General features: G+C 36.4%; 22 protein-coding genes, 1 tRNA gene and 1 pseudogene. 18 read left to right on the plus strand and 6 right to left on the minus strand.

Annotation, left to right across the window (positions count from 1 at the left end; all coding sequences use genetic code 11):
- Window positions 1-297: 297 nt before the first annotated feature.
- A complete protein-coding gene (locus tag N8L33_RS03835; RefSeq protein ID WP_000587439.1) occupies window positions 298-1,215 on the plus strand; it encodes a bifunctional riboflavin kinase/FAD synthetase in 918 nt (305 codons plus the stop codon).
- Window positions 1,216-1,302: 87 nt separating this feature from the next.
- Here N8L33_RS03835 and N8L33_RS03840 read toward each other — a convergent pair whose 3' ends face one another.
- A complete protein-coding gene (locus N8L33_RS03840; RefSeq protein WP_000592063.1) occupies window positions 1,303-2,151 on the minus strand; it encodes a YitT family protein in 849 nt (282 codons plus the stop codon).
- Window positions 2,152-2,292: 141 nt separating this feature from the next.
- Between N8L33_RS03840 and N8L33_RS03845 the strand changes: the two genes are divergently transcribed.
- The 7 genes from N8L33_RS03845 (at window position 2,293) to N8L33_RS03875 (ending at window position 9,009) form a co-directional block, all read left to right on the plus strand.
- Window positions 2,293-3,132, plus strand: coding sequence for a DegV family protein (locus N8L33_RS03845; RefSeq protein ID WP_061088054.1), 840 nt, complete (start codon window positions 2,293-2,295; stop codon window positions 3,130-3,132).
- Window positions 3,133-3,239: 107 nt separating this feature from the next.
- Window positions 3,240-3,515, plus strand: coding sequence for an HU family DNA-binding protein (locus N8L33_RS03850; RefSeq protein WP_001284642.1), 276 nt, complete (start codon window positions 3,240-3,242; stop codon window positions 3,513-3,515).
- 547 nt (window positions 3,516-4,062) lie between these two features.
- A complete protein-coding gene (gene mutY / locus N8L33_RS03855; protein ID WP_101785038.1) occupies window positions 4,063-5,238 on the plus strand; it encodes an A/G-specific adenine glycosylase in 1,176 nt (391 codons plus the stop codon).
- 55 nt (window positions 5,239-5,293) lie between these two features.
- Window positions 5,294-6,001, plus strand: coding sequence for a response regulator YycF (gene yycF / locus N8L33_RS03860; protein ID WP_101785036.1), 708 nt, complete (start codon window positions 5,294-5,296; stop codon window positions 5,999-6,001).
- Entirely contained in the window at window positions 5,994-7,343 is a 1,350-nt protein-coding gene (gene vicK, locus N8L33_RS03865) for a cell wall metabolism sensor histidine kinase VicK (RefSeq protein WP_033676971.1), read from the plus strand. The genes yycF and vicK overlap by 8 nt, the downstream gene beginning before the upstream one ends.
- A 1-nt stretch (window position 7,344) precedes the next feature.
- Window positions 7,345-8,154 (plus strand): MBL fold metallo-hydrolase, encoded by an 810-nt coding sequence (locus N8L33_RS03870; protein ID WP_000004962.1) that lies wholly within the window; start codon window positions 7,345-7,347, stop codon window positions 8,152-8,154.
- Between the two features lie 81 nt (window positions 8,155-8,235).
- Complete coding sequence (locus tag N8L33_RS03875; RefSeq protein WP_261029298.1) at window positions 8,236-9,009, plus strand: potassium channel family protein; 774 nt, start codon at window positions 8,236-8,238, stop codon at window positions 9,007-9,009.
- Window positions 9,010-9,118: 109 nt separating this feature from the next.
- On the opposite strand, the gene N8L33_RS03880 is transcribed toward N8L33_RS03875, so the two are convergent.
- Entirely contained in the window at window positions 9,119-9,418 is a 300-nt protein-coding gene (locus N8L33_RS03880; RefSeq protein ID WP_261029297.1) for a YbaB/EbfC family nucleoid-associated protein, read from the minus strand.
- A 186-nt stretch (window positions 9,419-9,604) separates the two neighbouring features.
- Here N8L33_RS03880 and N8L33_RS03885 point away from each other — a divergent pair.
- A pseudogene (locus tag N8L33_RS03885) lies at window positions 9,605-10,049 on the plus strand (imelysin family protein); the annotation flags it as partial.
- 153 nt (window positions 10,050-10,202) lie between these two features.
- Here N8L33_RS03885 and N8L33_RS03890 read toward each other — a convergent pair.
- The 4 genes from N8L33_RS03890 to N8L33_RS03905 all read right to left on the minus strand — a co-directional run bounded on the left by N8L33_RS03890 (window position 10,203) and on the right by N8L33_RS03905 (window position 12,300).
- Window positions 10,203-10,562, minus strand: a complete 360-nt coding sequence (locus tag N8L33_RS03890) for a type II toxin-antitoxin system RelE/ParE family toxin (RefSeq protein ID WP_261058507.1) — start codon at window positions 10,560-10,562, stop codon at window positions 10,203-10,205.
- Window positions 10,552-10,836: a type II toxin-antitoxin system RelB/ParD family antitoxin gene (gene relB / locus N8L33_RS03895; RefSeq protein WP_218774794.1), complete on the minus strand. Its 285-nt coding sequence runs from the start codon at window positions 10,834-10,836 to the stop codon at window positions 10,552-10,554. Before relB ends, N8L33_RS03890 begins: the two co-directional genes overlap by 11 nt.
- A 190-nt stretch (window positions 10,837-11,026) precedes the next feature.
- On the minus strand, window positions 11,027-11,269 hold the full coding sequence (locus N8L33_RS03900) for a type B 50S ribosomal protein L31 (RefSeq protein ID WP_000710764.1): 243 nt from the start codon (window positions 11,267-11,269) through the stop codon (window positions 11,027-11,029).
- 95 nt (window positions 11,270-11,364) lie between these two features.
- Window positions 11,365-12,300, minus strand: a complete 936-nt coding sequence (locus N8L33_RS03905) for a DHH family phosphoesterase (RefSeq protein ID WP_261058508.1) — start codon at window positions 12,298-12,300, stop codon at window positions 11,365-11,367.
- A gap of 103 nt (window positions 12,301-12,403) precedes the next feature.
- Between N8L33_RS03905 and N8L33_RS03910 the strand changes: the two genes are divergently transcribed.
- The 9 genes from N8L33_RS03910 to N8L33_RS03950 all read left to right on the plus strand — a co-directional run bounded on the left by N8L33_RS03910 (window position 12,404) and on the right by N8L33_RS03950 (window position 17,424).
- Window positions 12,404-12,847 (plus strand): flavodoxin, encoded by a 444-nt coding sequence (locus tag N8L33_RS03910; protein WP_001162128.1) that lies wholly within the window; start codon window positions 12,404-12,406, stop codon window positions 12,845-12,847.
- Window positions 12,848-12,962: 115 nt separating this feature from the next.
- Entirely contained in the window at window positions 12,963-13,229 is a 267-nt protein-coding gene (locus tag N8L33_RS03915; RefSeq protein WP_261058509.1) for a chorismate mutase, read from the plus strand.
- Window positions 13,226-13,600 carry a fluoride efflux transporter CrcB gene (gene crcB / locus N8L33_RS03920; protein ID WP_261058511.1) on the plus strand — a complete coding sequence of 125 codons (375 nt, stop codon included), beginning with the start codon at window positions 13,226-13,228 and terminating at the stop codon, window positions 13,598-13,600. Before N8L33_RS03915 ends, crcB (N8L33_RS03920) begins: the two co-directional genes overlap by 4 nt.
- Window positions 13,594-13,923, plus strand: coding sequence for a fluoride efflux transporter CrcB (gene crcB, locus N8L33_RS03925; protein ID WP_033676994.1), 330 nt, complete (start codon window positions 13,594-13,596; stop codon window positions 13,921-13,923). The genes crcB (N8L33_RS03920) and crcB (N8L33_RS03925) overlap by 7 nt, the downstream gene beginning before the upstream one ends.
- Window positions 13,924-14,041: 118 nt before the next feature.
- Complete coding sequence (rplS, locus tag N8L33_RS03930; RefSeq protein WP_001068669.1) at window positions 14,042-14,389, plus strand: 50S ribosomal protein L19; 348 nt, start codon at window positions 14,042-14,044, stop codon at window positions 14,387-14,389.
- Window positions 14,390-14,431: 42 nt separating this feature from the next.
- Window positions 14,432-14,503: transfer RNA gene (locus tag N8L33_RS03935), tRNA-Arg, on the plus strand.
- Between the two features lie 276 nt (window positions 14,504-14,779).
- Window positions 14,780-14,959: a type II toxin-antitoxin system RelB/DinJ family antitoxin gene (locus N8L33_RS03940; RefSeq protein WP_261058514.1), complete on the plus strand. Its 180-nt coding sequence runs from the start codon at window positions 14,780-14,782 to the stop codon at window positions 14,957-14,959.
- 687 nt (window positions 14,960-15,646) lie between these two features.
- On the plus strand, window positions 15,647-16,633 hold the full coding sequence (locus N8L33_RS03945) for an ABC transporter ATP-binding protein (protein ID WP_084863178.1): 987 nt from the start codon (window positions 15,647-15,649) through the stop codon (window positions 16,631-16,633).
- Entirely contained in the window at window positions 16,630-17,424 is a 795-nt protein-coding gene (locus tag N8L33_RS03950; RefSeq protein ID WP_003013825.1) for an ABC transporter permease, read from the plus strand. The genes N8L33_RS03945 and N8L33_RS03950 overlap by 4 nt, the downstream gene beginning before the upstream one ends.

Here is a 17,424-nt window from a genome sequence, read left to right on the forward strand (position 1 = left end):
TGGGACTTTTTTTCTACACAAAAATAGGCTCCATAAGATTCATAGGGGATTTACCCACTACAAATATTATAGAGCCTCAGTTCTTCACTCAAGGATGATGATGAATTGTGATACGATAAGAATAAATTGGGAATGGCTTATGATGTTAATCGTTCACCTTTTTTGTAATTCTAGTATATCAGAGTCAATATATATTTGCATGCTACTCCTTTTGCAAAAATGGCTATTTCAGGTGAAAAAAACGACATTTCAGATTTTCTGTTCCAGAAATAGCTATCGCTATGATATAATTATTTTATGATTATTACTATTCCTATAAAAAACCAAAAAGATATTGGTACACCATCTGATTCAGTCGTTGTTCTCGGCTATTTTGATGGTATACACAAGGGGCATCAAGAATTATTTCGTGTTGCCAATAAGGCTGCGAGAAAGGATTTATTGCCTATCGTCGTTATGACCTTTAATGAATCTCCAAAGATCGCTTTAGAGCCTTATCATCCTGATCTGTTTTTACATATTTTGAACCCTGCTGAACGTGAGAGGAAATTAAAGCGTGAAGGCGTAGAAGAATTATATCTCCTTGATTTTAGTAGTCAATTCGCTAGTCTCACGGCAGAAGAATTTTTTGCAACTTATATCAAGGCTATGAATGCCAAAATTATTGTTGCAGGTTTTGATTATACATTTGGTTCTGACCAAAAAACGGCAGAAGACTTAAAGGATTACTTTGATGGAGAAGTCATTATCGTTCCACCTGTAGAAGATGAGAAAGGAAAGATTAGTTCAACTCGTATCCGTCAAGCTATTTTAGATGGAAATGTGAAAGAAGCAGGAGAACTTTTGGGAGCACCGCTTCCATCAAGAGGTATGGTGGTTCATGGCAATGCTCGTGGTCGTACGATTGGTTATCCAACAGCTAATTTGGTGCTTTTAGATCGTACTTATATGCCAGCAGATGGCGTTTATGTCGTTGATGTTGAGATTCAAAGACAGAAGTATCGTGCTATGGCTAGTGTCGGGAAAAATGTGACCTTTGATGGAGAAGAAGCACGTTTTGAAGTCAATATTTTTGATTTTAATCAAGATATTTATGGAGAAACCGTCATGGTTTATTGGCTTGATCGCATTCGAGATATGACCAAATTTGACTCAGTCGACCAATTAGTGGATCAGTTAAAGGCTGATGAAGAAGTAGCTCGGAATTGGTCTTAAGAGTTTGAGTAATTAAAAAAGAGGTTGTCTGTAACCCAAAAGATAGATGAATAAGTCTAACTTTTGAGGTTACTACACTACCTCTTTTTATTCTTTTTCAAAGGTGAATCCTTCTCCAAGGATTTCATGGGCTTCTGTAATGGTTATAAAGGCTTGAGGATCGATTCGATGAATCATTTCCTTCATTTTCACAATCTCATTTCTACCGACAATACAGTAAATGATTTTCAAATTTTCTTTACTATAGTAGCCTTGACCAGAAATAAAAGTAACTCCTCTTCCTAGGTCATCATTAATCGCTTTAGCAAGTTGGTCAGGACGTTTTGTGATAATCATAAAGCCTTTACCAGCATAGCCACCTTCGCCAATCAAATCAATGACACGAGAAACGATAAAATCAAATAAGAGTGTGTAGGAAACCAATCTCAAATCTTTGAAGATTAGGAGAATAAGCATGAGAATACAAAAATCTAAGATAAAGAGCAGTTTCCCCATGGATATATGAGTGTATTTATTGAGAATACGAGCTAAAATATCAGTTCCGCCCGTCGTACCTCCAGCATTAAAGATAATTCCAAGACCAATTCCCAATAGAATTCCCGCTATAAGTGCAGTAATCAGTAAATCACCTTGAAGATCAATATGAAGGGGAATACGCTCAAAAAAAGCTAACCAGGCGGACAAGGCTAAGGTTCCTAGCAAACTAGAATAGAGGGATTTTGCTCCAAATATTTTCCAAGCTAGGATGAAAAGGGGAATGTTAATCAGCAAGTTCATGAGCGAAACAGGGATTTTAAAAAGATAAAAGGTGATGAGGGTAATACCTGTCGCCCCTCCTTCAAAGAGATGATGGGGAACTACAAAATAAGTCAGGCCAAAAGCATAAATAGCAGCACCTAGTAAAATGGTTAAAATGGGGTAAATTTTTTTAATCATAGGACACCTCTTTTCTTATAAGTTGATTATATCAAATTTTTACGGAAAATTTGATTGACTCCATTAGGATTTTTAATCTTTTTTTGATATAATTAAAAGTAAGAAAACCAATCTGAATCCTAAAATAGAAAGATTGATACTATGACAAAAATTAAGATTGTAACCGATTCATCTGTTACTATTGAACCAGAACTAGTAAAACAATTAGATATTACAATTGTTCCATTATCTGTAATGATTGATAATGTTGTTTATTCTGATGCGGATTTGAAAGAAGAAGGTAAATTTCTTCAGTTGATGCAAGCAAGTAAGAATCTTCCTAAAACAAGTCAACCACCTGTAGGTGTCTTCGCTGAAGTTTTTGAGGACCTATGCAAAGATGGTAGCCAGATTCTTGCTATTCATATGTCCCATGCTCTTTCGGGGACTGTAGAAGCAGCACGCCAAGGTGCCAGCCTATCTACTGCCGACGTGACAGTTATCGATAGTTCCTTTACTGACCAAGCCTTGAAATTCCAAGTTGTTGAGGCTGCGAAATTAGCACAAGAAGGCAAAGATATGGCGGAAATTTTATCTCACGTTGAAGAGGTAAAAAACCATACGGAGCTCTATATTGGTGTTTCAACTTTGGAAAATCTTGTTAAAGGTGGACGAATTGGCCGTGTAACTGGATTGTTGAGCTCACTTCTCAATATCCGTGTTGTCATGCAAATGAAAGACCATGAATTGCAGCCAATTGTTAAAGGTCGTGGAGCTAAAACCTTTAAAAAATGGTTAGATGAGTTGACAACGTCTCTCTCTGAACGTTCTGTAGCAGAGATTGGAATTTCATATTCTGGTAATGCTGACTGGGCAAAAGAGATGAAAGAAAGTTTACAAGCCTATGTTGAAAAACCAATTTCTGTTTTAGAAACCGGTTCTATTATTCAGACTCATACAGGTGAGAATGCGTGGGCTATTTTGGTACGTTACCATTCCTAAAAAAATAAAGAAAATGCGAATAAACAGTGTTTTTAACTTGACCTATAAGGGATTTTAGGATATGATTATATTTGTTAATTAGAAATTAATTTGGAGGAATCATTAACATGGCAAACAAACAAGATTTGATCGCTAAAGTAGCAGAAGCTACAGAATTGACTAAGAAAGACTCAGCAGCAGCAGTTGAAGCTGTATTTTCAGCAGTAGCTGACTACCTTGCAGCTGGTGAAAAAGTTCAATTGATCGGTTTTGGTAACTTTGAAGTTCGTGAGCGTGCTGCACGTAAAGGTCGCAACCCACAAACTGGTAAAGAAATCACAATTGCAGCTTCTAAAGTTCCAGCATTCAAAGCTGGTAAAGCTCTTAAAGACGCTGTTAAATAATTAGTCTTTAAAAAGCCTGTCATATCAAGCATTTGAGCTTGTGTGACAGGCTTTTTTGTTTGTTTTGGGGCATTTTTGGGGCAAAACACTATTTTTCCCTTTGTTACTTGTTTTAGGATGATATCAATCTGCGTTTTCATTGTTTTATAAGAGAGATGAGTCTTTATTGTTTATCCGTAGGATGATCGACTATTTTAAATAATACTGTATTTCTAGCTTATACTCTTTTAAAATCTCTTCAAACCACGTCAGCTTCACCTTAGATTATATATGTGACTGACTTCGTTAGTCTTATCTACAATCTCAAAGCAGTGCTTTGAGCAACCTGTGGCTAGCTTCCTAGTTTTCTCTTTGATTTTCATTGAGTATTATTTGTCTCAAAATCAAACCATGAAGATGGATAATTGCATTCTATGATATTATATCGATTTTCAGCTGAAGTCATATTAAAAATATTTAAGTAGAAAGAAAAGTCATATACTGTCTATTGAAAATATTATAAATCAGATACAAAGACAGGTGAAACCTTCTGTGTTATACTAGAGATATGTTAGATTTGAAAGAATATGGTATCGTCATGTGGCCGGAGGAGAAGATCCTTTCTTTTCGTGAGAAACTCCTCAACTGGTATGATGGAAACAAGCGAGATTTACCGTGGCGTAGAAGTAAAAATCCTTATCATATCTGGGTGTCTGAAATTATGCTCCAGCAGACCAGGGTGGATACGGTTATTCCTTACTATGAACGGTTCTTGGACTGGTTTCCAACAGTGGAAAGTTTGGCGAATGCGTCTGAAGAGCGTTTGTTAAAGGCTTGGGAGGGACTGGGATATTATTCTCGAGTTCGTAATATGCAGGCTGCAGCCCAGCAGATTATGACTGACTTTGGTGGTCAATTTCCAAACACCTATGAAGGAATTTCCAGTTTGAAAGGAATTGGCCCTTACACGGCCGGAGCCATATCCAGTATTGCTTTTAACTTGCCTGAGCCAGCTGTAGATGGTAATGTTATGCGTGTTTTGGCCCGCCTGTTCGAAGTCAACCATGATATTGGGATTCCAAGTAATCGCAAAATTTTTCAGGCAATGATGGAAATCCTGATTGACCCAGAAAGGCCTGGTGACTTTAATCAAGCCTTGATGGACTTGGGCTCAGATATTGAGGCGCCTGTAAATCCAAGACCAGAAGAAAGCCCAGTTAAGGACTTCAGTGCGGCATATCAGAATGGCACAATGGACTGTTATCCAATTAAGGCTCCCAAGAAAAAGCCTGTCCCAATTTATCTTAAAGCCTTGGTGGTCAAAAATACTCAAGGACAATTTTTACTTGAAAAAAATGAGAGTGAAAAGTTGTTGGCAGGATTTTGGCATTTTCCCTTGATAGAAGTAGATGAGTTTTTGCAAGAGGAGCAGTTTGACCTCTTTCATCAGGTTGCAGAAGAAAGTGTAAACTTTGGCCCCAGTCCAGAAGAGAGTTTCCAGCAGGACTATGACCTAGAAGTTGATTGGCTTGATGTTTGTTTTGAGACTGTCAAGCATGTCTTTAGCCATCGAAAGTGGCATGTTCAAATTGTAGCAGGTCAGGTGAGTGACTTTCATGATTTTTCAGATAGGGAAGTTCGCTGGCTTTCACCAGAAGAGTTCAAGGATGTTCCACTTGCCAAACCCCAACAAAAAATCTGGCAGGCTTATGCACAAGCCAACTTAGACAGTAGCAAAGACTAGCTATTGTGTCTTCTTGCTATTTTTTTGGTATAATAGTAGAGAAAAAGGTGAACATATGAAAAAAATATTAATTGTAGATGATGAAAAACCAATCTCAGATATTATCAAGTTTAATATGACCAAGGAAGGTTACGAAGTTGTAACTGCTTTTAACGGTCGTGAAGCGCTAGAGCAATTTGAAGCAGAGCAGCCAGATATTATTATTTTGGATTTGATGCTTCCAGAAATTGATGGTTTAGAAGTTGCGAAGACTATTCGCAAGACTAGTAGTGTGCCTATTATCATGCTGTCAGCTAAAGACAGTGAATTTGATAAGGTTATCGGTTTGGAGCTTGGAGCGGATGACTATGTGACAAAACCCTTCTCAAATCGTGAGTTGCAGGCGCGTGTTAAAGCTCTTCTTCGTCGCACGGACTTGGTTTCTGTAGATAATCAAGAATCAGATGAAAATAAAACTCAACCCTTGCAAATTGGGGACTTGGAGATTGTTCCAGATGCCTATGTTGCTAAGAAATACGGTGAAGAACTAGATTTAACCCACCGTGAATTTGAACTCTTGTACCATTTGGCTTCTCATATCGGTCAAGTGATTACACGTGAACACTTGCTTGAAACGGTCTGGGGTTACGATTATTTCGGAGATGTTCGGACTGTTGATGTAACTATCAGACGTTTGCGTGAGAAGATTGAAGACACACCAAGTCGTCCTGAGTATATCCTAACACGTCGCGGTGTTGGTTATTATATGAGAAATAATGATTAAACTAATTAAAGATACAGTTTTAACCAGTGATTTTATCTTTATCCTCATTCTACTTGGCTTTATTTTAGTGGTGACCTTGCTCTTACTAGAAAATCGTCGGGATAATATTCGGTTGAAGCAAATCAATCAAAAGGTAAAAGACCTGATTGCAGGAGATTATTCTCAGGTATTGGATATGCAGGGAAGCTCTGAAATCACCAATATTACTAATAATCTCAATGATTTATCAGAAGTAATTCGTTTAACCCAAGAAAATCTGGAACAAGAGAGTAAACGATTACATAGTATCCTATCTTACATGACCGACGGAGTCCTTGCGACCAATCGTCGTGGTAAGATTACTATGATTAATGACATGGCTAAGAAACAGTTAGGTGTTCAGAAAGAAGATGTTCTTAACAAGAGTATTCTGGAATTGCTTAAGATTGAAGATGAGTATGAACTTCGTGATTTGATTACCCAAATTCCTGAGCTCATCATTGATTCTCAGGATGCTAATGGTGAGTATCTAAGCCTCCGTGTTCGCTTTGCCTTGATTCGTCGAGAGTCTGGCTTTATTTCGGGTCTGGTTGCTGTTTTGCATGATACGACGGAGCAGGAGAAGGAAGAACGCGAACGGAGGCTCTTTGTTTCCAACGTTAGTCATGAGCTACGTACTCCTCTAACTAGTGTGAAATCTTATCTTGAAGCCTTGGATGAGGGGGCTTTGTGTGAAACTGTAGCACCAGACTTTATCAAGGTATCTCTAGACGAAACCAATCGTATGATGCGCATGGTAACTGACCTCCTTCATCTCTCTCGGATTGATAATGAGACCAGTCATCTGGATGTGGAACTGATTAACTTTACTGCCTTTATTACTTTTATCCTCAACCGTTTTGATCAGATAAGAGGGCAGGATGAAGAGAAGAAATACGAACTGGTGAGAGATTACCCAATTACCTCGGTATGGATTGAAATTGATACAGACAAGATGACACAGGTGATTGATAATATTCTCAACAATGCTATTAAGTATTCGCCAGATGGTGGGAAAATTACAGTGACCATGAAGACGACTGATGATCAGATGATTTTGTCTATCTCTGACCAAGGTTTGGGTATTCCTAAGCAGGATTTACCACGTATTTTTGACCGTTTTTATCGTGTGGATCGTGCTAGAAGTCGTGCCCAGGGTGGAACAGGTCTGGGACTGTCTATTGCCAAGGAAATTATCAAACAACATAAGGGCTTTATTTGGGCCAAGAGTGAATACGGTAAGGGATCAACTTTCACAATTGTGCTCCCTTATGATAAGGATGCAGTGAAAGAAGAAGTATGGGAGGATGAAGTAGAAGACTAGAATGAGTGAAACAGGCTTTAAATACAGTATTTTAGCGTCGGGTTCCAGTGGGAATTCCTTTTATCTGGAAACTCCAAAAAAGAAACTTTTAGTGGATGCAGGCTTATCGGGCAAAAAAATCACTAGTCTACTTGCTGAAATTAATCGCAAACCAGAAGACTTGGATGCCATCTTGATTACGCATGAGCATTCAGACCATATTCATGGAGTGGGTGTTTTGGCTCGCAAGTATGGTATGGATCTTTATGCCAATGAAAAGACCTGGCAGGCTATGGAAAATAGCAAGTATCTTGGTAAGGTGGATTCTTCGCAAAAGCATATCTTTGAGATGGGCAAAACCAAAACCTTTGGAGATATCGACATAGAGAGTTTTGGTGTTAGCCATGATGCAGTCGCACCGCAATTCTATCGCTTTATGAAGGATGATAAGAGTTTTGTCCTTTTGACAGATACAGGCTATGTTAGTGACCGTATGGCAGGGATTGTCGAAAATGCGGACGGCTATCTTATCGAGTCCAACCATGATGTAGAGATTTTGCGAGCAGGTTCTTACGCTTGGCGACTCAAACAACGAATCCTATCGGATCTGGGTCACCTTTCTAACGAAGATGGTGCCGAAGCTATGATTCGTACCTTGGGAAATCGCACTAAGAAAATCTATCTTGGTCACTTGTCTAAGGAAAACAATATCAAGGAGCTGGCTCACATGACCATGGTCAACCAGCTAGCACAAGCTGATCTGGGAGTTGGAGTAGACTTTAAGGTTTATGATACCTCACCAGATACCGCAACACCATTGACAGAGATATAAAAAAGAAGGCGAGTGCCTTCTTTTATATATTGTAGAGATTTGGTGTGGTATAATGTTTACAAATGATATGGGAGAAATGATGTGAAAAGAAAATGGTTATTCAAGGATTATTATGACACAACGATTATCATACTTGCGTTGATATCCGTTGTTCTTGTCTTGCTTGGATTTGCTGAGATGATTGATTTAGACAGTCCTCCATACAGTATTATTGACTTACAACTTTGGTTTGTGTTTGTGGTAGATTATGGTTGGCGGTTCTTTTCAAGTAAAGCAAAATGGAGGTTTATACTTGAAAATATCTTTGATTTATTGGCTATTCTCCCTTTAAATGCTATTTTTACAGTATTTCGGTTAGGGCGTATCTTTCGCTTAGCAAGGCTGACAAAATTACTGAAACTGACTCGTTTACTTAGAATAATTGGACTTACAGGTAAATTAGAAAGAAAAATTAGTAGATTTTTACGGACAAATGGCCTGATTTATATCTTATATGTTAATATCTTTATCGTTCTAGTAGGAAGTTCAATTTTATCTGTTGTTGAAGAAAAATCTTTTTCAGAGAGTCTTTGGTGGGCTCTTGTTACTGTAACGACAGTTGGTTATGGGGATATTGTTCCGACTTCGTTCTTTGGTAAATGGTTAGCTGTTTTATTAATGCTTGTCGGTATTGGAACAATAGGAATGTTAACAAGTGCCTTGACGAACTTTTTTGTAAAAGATAATCCAGATGAGCAGATAAAACTTGATAAACTCCAAGACGAATTATCGAGCCAAAGAATATTAATAAAGAAACAATCTGAAAAGATAGAAGAACTACATCGAATGATAAAAGACTTAGTTGAAAAAATATAATAAAGGTGAGACAAAACTTGATTCGAGGAGAAATCAAGTAAGTCTTGACACAATAAAACGCATAATATCAAGGTCTGGCACCTTACATTATGCGTTTTTGTGATTTTTATTAGAATGGCAATTTCCCTGCGAAAGCACCTAATTTTTTCTTAGTCGTTTCATCGATTTGTTCAAGAGCTGAGTTGATGGCTTGAACAGTCATATCAGAAAGGGTTTCGAGGTCTTCTGGGTCAACGACAGTTGGATTGAAGTCAATGCTGATAACTTTCTTATCTCCAGTTAAGGTCGCTTGAACAAGATCTTGAGCAGATTTGCCAACAAATTGCATAGCAGCAAGTTCAGCTTGGCTTTGTTCCATTTGTTTTTGAAGTTTTTGTGCTTGGCGCATCATGTTTTGCATGTTCATCATGTTGATTTACAGTTTCCTTTTACAATTATTTTCTTTCTTATTTTATCAATTTTGAGGTTAAAAGTCTATTGTTAGTATAAATCCCCCAACATTAAATTTTCTGAAAATCTATTAAAAAATGAGTGGAAACGTGGTATAATGAGACGTAAAATTAATTCAGGTTTCCTGAACCGATAGGAGTAAACAATGAAAAAACTAGGTTTTGTCCTTTTATCTTCAGCCTTGCTATTGACAAGCTTGTGCTGTTAGGTTTGAAAAATCAGCAGATACAACCGATTCGTCCAAGGTGACAGCCTTGTCTGAAGACAAGCAAAAAATGCTTGATAAGGCCACTGCTGACTATAAGACTTTTGTTCAAGAGCAAATCGATAAACTCTTGACAGATACGGAAGGCTTTGTCAAACTTTTGAAAGAAGGTAAGTTAGAAGAAGCCAAGAAGGTCTATTCATTGATTCGTATGTCTTAGGAGCGTTCAGAACCAATCGCTGAGAGTTTTGGTGAGTCAGATGTCAAGATTGACTTCCGTTTGGCAGACTATATGGACGAAAACAAGACCGAGAAAGGTTGGTCAGGTTTCCATCGTATCGAGCGTATCCTTTGGGAAGACAATACAACAAAAGGATCTGAAAATCTAGATAAGGAAGAGTAAATCTGCTCTAATAAAAAAACTTTGTTCTCTAGAAACCATCGTTTGGCTAGCTAGAGTGCAAAGTTTTTTTATTTTCTAGTTAAAATGAAGACTGTATTCTTTATAATCACAAGGCTATTAAGGGAGCAGTGGACATTAAAATGATGATTTTGAGTTTTTGTTATTTTTGCTTTGTAGCAAGGTAACATAGTCACTTTTGGTGTGGAATAAGTGGGAAAGAAAAACAGTTCTGTGAGTTTGGTCGATAAAGTAAAGCAAGATATACTGACCGATAATTTTTCCTCGCGTAGGGTACTTACTGTTGATTTTTAGTCCGATTTTTTCATCTGCATCAAAGCCAGCTTCAGGAAAGGTTTCTAAACTTTTTAAGCCGTCTAAAATTTTGGCCACAGTATTTTTAGCAGACTGGGGTGATAAAAGAACAGTGCTGATATAGTTATGGATACTATCAATTGCCTGACTCACTTCAGTAGATAGAATCACTTTATAAGCCATATCGTAGCCTCATATCATCTAGGGAAGTTCCTTGTCCGGATTCATATTCTCTTAAGGCGCGTTCAGATTGGGCTTGTAGCTCTTGAATCAATCGTTCACGGTGTAAATCTTCTGCAGTTTTTATTGGCAAATCCTGTTCGAGAACAATCTGCTCGATAAAAAGACTAATAGCATCAGTCATGGTCATTCCTTTTTCCCTGATGATAGCTCTAGCTTGTTCCATTGATGACTCATTGATTTTAAAATTGTACTGCTTAGTAAGTGATGTAGTCATGGTATATCTCCGATCTATACTATATATAGCTAGTATATATCTTTTATATTTTTGAGGCAAGAAAAAACTTTGTAGTCTAGAAAGTATCGCGTGGCTAGCTAGAGTGCAAAGTTTTTTTGAGTTTGGAACATGAAAACAGCGGTTGATTTCAAGAAACAAAAAAGAACAGTCGAAACTGTTCTTTTTATCATTATTTGAGACCGTATTTTTTGTTGAAACGATCCACGCGTCCATCTGCTTGAGTGAACTTTTGACGTCCAGTGTAGAATGGGTGTGAGTCTGATGAAATTTCCACACGGATCAATGGGTAAGTTTCACCTTCGAACTCAACTGTTTCGTTAGAGCGTTTTGTTGAACCGCTAAGGAATTGGTAACCAGTAGTTGTGTCCATGAAGACAACTGGGCGATATTCTGGATGGATATCTTTTTTCATTTTGCAATATTTCCTTTCTGCCATGGTCTCTTTGCGAGCCATAGATTGTTACCATACTAGTCTATCAGATTCTGAAAAGTTTGGCAAGTATTTTATCAGTTTTTAAGCAAGTTTTTTAACTTTTGGTAGATGATTTCGTTTTCTTCTAGGCTATAGGAATTAGCACCACTTGCTAGAGGATGGCCTCCACCATCATGCTCTTTGGCAATTTCATTGATAGGATGGATTTTACTGCGTAAGCGAACACGGTAGTGACCATCAGCCTGTTCTACAAAAATTCCCCAGAGACTCACACTGTCAATACGTCCAGGTGCACCGACAATGGCTGCAGTTTCAGCATCGGTAACATTGAATCGTTTTAAGATTTCCTGACTCAGGATAACGCGAGCAGCACCATTTTCATCCACTTCCAGATGGTCGTAGATGTAGCCTTGAAGTTTAGCAATTTTGTAGCTCATAGTGTCCATTTTTCGAGTGAGAGCCGCAAAATCAAAGTTATGTTCTCTCAAATAAGCAGCAAGGCGGAGGGTCCGTGCAGTCGTAGAAGGGTAGAGGAAACGACCTGTATCACCAACGATTCCTGCAAAGAGCAACTCAGCAGCGCGATCTGACAAGGCCAGCTGGGTTGTTTCTGCAAATAGGGTAATCATCTCGCTAGCGCTACTTGAACTAGTATCGACCCAAGACAGGTCACCGTATACATCATCATTTGGATGGTGGTCAATCTTAATGAGAAAATCACCTTGACTATAGCGCTTATCATCAATACGAGCAGTATTCGCCGTATCACAGACGATGACAAGGGCACCTTGGTAGGCACTATCTTCAACAAGATCCATCTCAGCCATCCAAGTAAGAGTTGGTTCATCAAAACCAACGGCTTTGATAGTTTTTTCTGGGAAATGATGTTTGAGAAGAGCTTTCAATCCCACCTGACTTCCCAAGGCATCAGGGTCTGGTTTCATATGACGATGAATGATAATCGTGTCGTATTCTTTAATTTTTTCTAAAATTTGATGGCAAATGTCCATAAATAACCTCAATTCTTTCTCATTTCATTGTAGCACAAGAATTTTTATTTTTAAAATGAAAAAGATGTGATATAATGGAGAAAGATAAATTGAGGAGGACGATATGGCATTAGCAAAAATTGTATTTGCCAGTATGACCGGTAATACCGAAGAAATTGCAGATATTGTAGCAGACAAATTACGTGACTTGGGCTTGGATGTCGATGTTGATGAATGTACAACTGTTGACGCTTCAGACTTCTTGGAAGCAGACATCGCTATCGTTGCGACTTATACTTACGGTGATGGAGAATTGCCAGATGAGATGATGGACTTCTACGAAGACCTAGCAGATCTCAACTTGAATGGTAAAATCTACGGAGTGGTTGGTTCAGGTGACACCTTCTACGATGAATTTTGTAAGGCTGTTGATGACTTTGATCGTGTTTTTGTTTCGACAGGAGCAGAAAAAGGCTCAGAATGCGTCAAAGTTGATCTCTCTGCTGAGGAAGAAGACATTGAACGCTTGGAACAATTCGCAGAAGAATTGGCTGCTAAAGTAGGATAAGCATAAAAGTGCGCTGATCTAATCAATCAGTGCATTTTTCTTATCGAGAGTTGGGATTTTACTAGCCTATTTGGTGCCTTTTTGATACAATAATTCAAATAAAGGAGGAGACTGTATGGATTTAGATATTATTCGTCAAGAAATTGATCAAATCGACGACCAAATTGTTAAATTTCTAGAAGAACGAATGCATTTGGTTGAGGGGGTAGTTGCTTATAAGAAAGCATCAGGTAAACCGATTTTAGATACCAAGAGAGAATCAATTATCTTTGAAAAGGTTAGAAGTCGTGTAGGAGATAAGCGCTATCAGGAGACTATTGTAGCGACTTTTTCGGACATACTCAAACGTTCGCGTGATTATCAGGATCAAAACATCAAATGAAAAAAGAACAATTTTATCCGCTAGGAATTTTTCTAGCTGCCATGGTGGGCGGACTTGTGCGCTATCGAGTTTCCACTTGGTTACCAGCCAGTCCAGACTTTCCTTGGGGCACTCTCTTTGTAAACTATCTGGGAATTTTCTGCCTGGTTTATCTTGTCAAGGGATATCTGGTCTATAAAGGAACCAGTAAAGGCGTTATTTTAGCACTGGGGACGGGCTTTTGTGGCGGTTTAACAACCTTTTCCAGTCTCATGCTTGATGCTGTGAAACTGCTGGATACAGAGCGTTATCTTAGTTTAGTTATGTATTTGCTTTTGAGCATCGGTGGAGGCCTACTCTTGGCTTATTTTCTAGGGAGGAAGAAATGGTAATCGTCTATCTTGCAATTGCTTGTGGTTTCGGAGCTTTAGTGCGCTATTTCTTTTCCCGCTATAATCAATCTTCTAAATTGCCACTTGGAACGCTTATAGCAAATCTTTTAGGGTGTTTTTTGATTGGATTATTCTACAATCATGTAGAGTCTAAGGAAGTCTATGCTATTTTAGTGACGGGTTTTTGTGGAGGTTTAACAACTTTTTCTACCTTGAATGATGAACTTCAAAGACTGTTAAGCGATAAGAAGGTTTTTTACGTTTACCTGACTTTGACCTACCTAGGTGGTTTGGTTGCGATTTTTTTAGGAATTCTGCTATAAATTTCTTTACTTTTTTGTGGAAATTTGGTAAACTGTATCTTGTGTGTAATGGACGCACAAAAATACAGTTTATCCGCTGAGGAAGATTCCTCAAGATTGACAAAGATAGGAGAATAAAATGAATCCATTAATCCAAAGCTTGACTGAAGGTCAACTTCGTACAGATATCCCATCATTCCGTCCTGGTGACACTGTTCGTGTACACGCGAAAGTTGTCGAAGGTAACCGTGAACGTATCCAGATTTTTGAAGGTGTTGTTATCGCACGTAAAGGTGCTGGCATCTCAGAAAACTACACAGTTCGTAAAATCTCTAACGGTGTAGGTGTTGAGCGTATCTTCCCAATCCACACTCCACGTGTTGAAAAGATCGAAGTTGTTCGTTACGGTAAAGTACGTCGTGCGAAATTGTACTACTTGCGTGCTCTTCAAGGTAAAGCAGCTCGTATCAAAGAAATCCGTCGTTAATTCGACTAAAAAACTCTGCTTTTTCAGCAGAGTTTTTATCTAGCTCCCTTAGTTCAATGGATATAACAACTCCCTCCTAAGGAGTAGTTGCAGGTTCGATTCCTGCAGGGGGCATTTTAAGAAGCGTAAAGAAACATAAAGGATATTCAAAGTCTTTATTTATAGGCAATCATCACAATTTAGTTTTTTAAAATAGTATAGTATATTTTGTTTTTTTGACCAAACGTTGACCAAAATTTGACCAAAAATTTGTTTTGATTTTTATGAATATAGAATAAAGTAGATCAGGAAGCTGGTCTATTTTATTTTGTATTTAATATGTATAAAAATTTGAATTTGTCTGTCTGGAAGTGATACAATAGACATACAGAATAAAAAGGAGAAAATACTATGCCACAAATTGCTGTTAGAGTTGATGATGATTTAAAAAAAGAAGCAACTGCAATTTTTAATGAATTAGGTTTAGATATGACAACTGCTGTAAAGTTATTTTTGAAGCAATGTGTTTTAACTAGAAGTATTCCTTTTGAAGTGAAACTAGGTATTGAAGATGATGTAAAAGAGGATTGAAGCTATGGTTTTATATTCTGATAAGGCTGTTGCTGTTTTGGAAAAAAGTAAGAAGATATAATTTACCTTTATATGCTGAAACTGGTGAAATTTTAACAAAAAAGGAGAATATTTAAAATAACTTAGTATTTTTGGAATTTTTGACCAAAGTGTGACCAAAATTTGACTAAATATTTGTTTTGATTTTGATGATTATGAGGTTAAGTAGATCATAGGAGTAAGTCTTTATAGGTATAAGTTATTTATGCTCGCTATGTTAGTTAAATAATTAATTTTTGACTGATTTATCTCTGTTTAATGTAAATTAGTTATGAGGAATATTGTCTTATTTATATACGAATATATAAAATAATGATACAATAATATTATATAGAAAATTGTAGATATTAGACTGACTATAAAAAATGGAGGTAATTTATGAATAGCAAGGAATGGATTATGGAATTTGAATCTTTAAATGTATGATTACTATAACCGTTATAAAATCAATAAGAAACGTTGTGGTCGGAATTTTTGATATCTTCTAAGAGTAGTCAGAGGATTATTGATTTAATAACAGAAGTACACGAAGACATATATTTAACATCTATTATTTTACCCATCCCGAAGATTTTAGCTCAATCTTTAGCATTTTGGTAAAGTATGGAAAAAGTACAAGTAAATATATTTTATCGAAAGGAGAGATATATGAGTGAAATAGTTATTAATGCTCAGAATTTATCTAAAAATTTTTATAATTTTGATTCAAGACTCCCATTTATCAAGAGATTTTTGAAACGTAATCAAATAACGATTCGAGCTGTTCAAGATATTAGTTTTACGATTAAGAGAGGGAGTATAGTTGGCTTTATTGGGAGTAATGGAGCTGGTAAATCCACAACGATTAAAATGTTGACTGGGACTCTTTATCCTAGTTCCGGAAAATTAGAAGTGAATGGAGAAATTCCATTTAAAAGAAGTATAAATTTTAGAAAAAAAATTTCAATAGTAGTAGGAAATAAATTACAGTTATTTCAAGATGTTTCGGCTATGGATTATTTTCAATTGATTGGTACTTTATATGAGGTAGAACCGGCGATTTTACAAGAACGAATTCAGGAATTAAGCAATTTGTTGAATGTAAAAGATCAGCTTTACCAGCAGGTCCGGACCCTCTCTCTTGGACAAAAAATGAAAATGGAGTTTATCGCGGCATCTTTAACAAGTCCGGAAATATTATTTTTAGACGAGCCTACTATAGGGTTAGATATACAGTCTAAAAAAGATATCAGAACATTTTTAAAGAAAATGAATGAAGAATGTCATACTACTATTATTTTAACGAGTCATGATATGGATGATATTTCGTCTGTTTGTGACGAATTAATCGTCATTGACAAAGGAAAAATTATTTTGCAGGAGTCAATGGATGTTATTTTATCTAAATTTTCTGATTTTAAATATTTAAAGATAAAAATGACATTAGATTTTGTACCAGAGTTATGCTCTGTTAAAGGAGTAGTAGTCATTTCTCAAACAAAATCGGAATGTATACTAAAAATACCTAGAGATTTTGTCTTTGAGACATTAGAATCAATCAATAAGCTTGTAGATATAGAAGATTTTGAAATATCAAATCTTTCTTTAGAAGAAATTATTTTACAAAACTATTTTACAAAAAAGGAGCACAATTGAAAAAAGAAATGTCTATTATTCTGATATCATTTCGATCTATTTTGAACTATAAATCAAGTGTACTATTGTTAATGTTACAGGCAAGTATACAAATTATGATATCAGTATTTTTATGGACGTATATATATCAGAGTAACCAGATAAATATAGCAGGATATGATTTTACCTCAATGGTTCAATACTATTTGGGGACTATAATTTTTTCATATTTTGTTTTTTATCCAGTTGATTGGGAAATCAATGACGATGTTCATTCAGGAAATTTTTTTAGCATATTAATAAAACCTGTTACTTTTTATAAGTATTATTTTTGTAAAATGCTTGGAGATAGGCTTGCTCATTTATTATTTATCATCATTCCTGTCATTTTATTCTCCAGTGTTTATTACAAGAATGAGTTATTAACCATTGAAATTCTTATTTTAGGAAGTATTGCAATTATTCTATCTATGGTTCTATGGTTTTTAATATCATGTTGTGTAGGTATGCTTTCTTTTTGGTTAGAAAATATATTTTTTGTCCTTACTGTTAAAGAAATAGTAATTCAGTTTTTATCAGGAATATTATTGCCTTTAAGTTTTTTTTCAAATAATTTTCGTCTGTTTTTAGATGTATTACCTTTTAAATACTTAGTATATGAACCGCTTCAGATGTTTAGTAATGATACATATAAATTAATAGACTATTTGAGAATTATTTGTATTCAATTGATTTGGTGCATCATTTTTTATATTATATCAAGATTCATATTGAGAAAAGGAGTGGAGCACTTCTCAAATGTGGGAGGATAA

Origin of the sequence: Streptococcus mitis (assembly GCF_946188695.1) — a bacterium.
GTDB lineage: Bacteria > Bacillota > Bacilli > Lactobacillales > Streptococcaceae > Streptococcus > Streptococcus mitis_DF.

Excerpts from the sequence above, each read along its gene's own strand:
- N8L33_RS03840 (WP_000592063.1), bottom strand. The coding sequence starts at position 2,151 with ATGATTAAAAAAATTTACCCCATTTTAACCATTTTACTAGGTGCTGCT.
- N8L33_RS03870 (WP_000004962.1), top strand. The coding sequence starts at position 7,345 with ATGAGTGAAACAGGCTTTAAATACAGTATTTTAGCGTCGGGTTCCAGT.
- N8L33_RS03890 (WP_261058507.1), bottom strand. The coding sequence starts at position 10,562 with ATGGCTTATAAAGTGATTCTATCTACTGAAGTGAGTCAGGCAATTGAT.
- N8L33_RS03835 (WP_000587439.1), top strand. The coding sequence starts at position 298 with ATGATTATTACTATTCCTATAAAAAACCAAAAAGATATTGGTACACCA.
- crcB (WP_261058511.1), top strand. The coding sequence starts at position 13,226 with ATGAAAAAAGAACAATTTTATCCGCTAGGAATTTTTCTAGCTGCCATG.
- N8L33_RS03850 (WP_001284642.1), top strand. The coding sequence starts at position 3,240 with ATGGCAAACAAACAAGATTTGATCGCTAAAGTAGCAGAAGCTACAGAA.
- crcB (WP_033676994.1), top strand. The coding sequence starts at position 13,594 with ATGGTAATCGTCTATCTTGCAATTGCTTGTGGTTTCGGAGCTTTAGTG.
- relB (WP_218774794.1), bottom strand. The coding sequence starts at position 10,836 with ATGACTACATCACTTACTAAGCAGTACAATTTTAAAATCAATGAGTCA.
- rplS (WP_001068669.1), top strand. The coding sequence starts at position 14,042 with ATGAATCCATTAATCCAAAGCTTGACTGAAGGTCAACTTCGTACAGAT.
- vicK (WP_033676971.1), top strand. The coding sequence starts at position 5,994 with ATGATTAAACTAATTAAAGATACAGTTTTAACCAGTGATTTTATCTTT.
- yycF (WP_101785036.1), top strand. The coding sequence starts at position 5,294 with ATGAAAAAAATATTAATTGTAGATGATGAAAAACCAATCTCAGATATT.
- N8L33_RS03940 (WP_261058514.1), top strand. The coding sequence starts at position 14,780 with ATGCCACAAATTGCTGTTAGAGTTGATGATGATTTAAAAAAAGAAGCA.
- N8L33_RS03900 (WP_000710764.1), bottom strand. The coding sequence starts at position 11,269 with ATGAAAAAAGATATCCATCCAGAATATCGCCCAGTTGTCTTCATGGAC.
- N8L33_RS03945 (WP_084863178.1), top strand. The coding sequence starts at position 15,647 with ATGAGTGAAATAGTTATTAATGCTCAGAATTTATCTAAAAATTTTTAT.
- N8L33_RS03845 (WP_061088054.1), top strand. The coding sequence starts at position 2,293 with ATGACAAAAATTAAGATTGTAACCGATTCATCTGTTACTATTGAACCA.
- N8L33_RS03880 (WP_261029297.1), bottom strand. The coding sequence starts at position 9,418 with ATGATGAACATGCAAAACATGATGCGCCAAGCACAAAAACTTCAAAAA.
- N8L33_RS03905 (WP_261058508.1), bottom strand. The coding sequence starts at position 12,300 with ATGGACATTTGCCATCAAATTTTAGAAAAAATTAAAGAATACGACACG.
- N8L33_RS03915 (WP_261058509.1), top strand. The coding sequence starts at position 12,963 with ATGGATTTAGATATTATTCGTCAAGAAATTGATCAAATCGACGACCAA.
- mutY (WP_101785038.1), top strand. The coding sequence starts at position 4,063 with ATGTTAGATTTGAAAGAATATGGTATCGTCATGTGGCCGGAGGAGAAG.
- N8L33_RS03910 (WP_001162128.1), top strand. The coding sequence starts at position 12,404 with ATGGCATTAGCAAAAATTGTATTTGCCAGTATGACCGGTAATACCGAA.